The 660-nt window shown below is 58.9% G+C and carries 1 pseudogene; it reads right to left on the reverse strand.

Going from position 1 to position 660, the window contains the following annotated elements:
- Positions 1 to 108 precede the first annotated feature (108 nt).
- Positions 109 to 660 (reverse strand): annotated as a pseudogene (locus DW677_RS18130) (hypothetical protein); the annotation flags it as partial.

Raw genomic sequence — 660 nt, forward strand, 5'->3', positions numbered from 1 at the left:
TTTACTTCTTCCTGCATAAAACCTCCTTTCCGTCGGGGTTCCCGCTATCCGGGAGGCCCCCGTACAATCTCGGGGAACAGAAAACCTCGGGTCAATGTGGCCCGAGGCTTACCGCTCGGCATCCCTGCCGGACGGAGCTTTCTTTTCCGGCTCCGTCTGGACTTTTTCGTCCTGTTCCCGCATGGTCTGCAAGATAGAGGGCTTCTTTTGAAGTTGGGAGGGCTTTTCGCCGGACAGCGGCTTGATACATTCCAGACGGTCAGCCGCCCGGATGGCGTTGTCCGTGAGCTGCCTCTGCCATGCGCCTACACTGGGAGCCCAGCGGAAACCGCTGCTTTTCAACTCGGCCCGGGTGTCCGCGTCAGGCTTTCCATCAAAGAATACCTGCAAGCGGTTGTCCTCCCGGTTCATCTCCACACGGCCCCCGTCGAACTCCCAGCCGGAAAACTCCCGCTGCGCCTGTTTGGAGAGCTGTTCGATACGCGTCTTTACCCGGCGGATCTCCGCATTGTTGTTGGTAAGCTGGTAGCTTTCAAAGGGCCTCGGGTCGCTCCGCCAGTTTGCCGCCATGCTTGCTTTCAGCTTTTCGATCTGGTCCGGCGACAGCAGCGCACAGCCATCCAGCTTGCCATGCTTGCGGTAATAGGCGTTGACCTCCTT

The sequence above is a fragment of the Clostridium sp. AM25-23AC genome, assembly GCF_003435125.1.
GTDB classification, from domain to species: Bacteria; Bacillota; Clostridia; order Lachnospirales; family Lachnospiraceae; genus Pilosibacter; species Pilosibacter fragilis.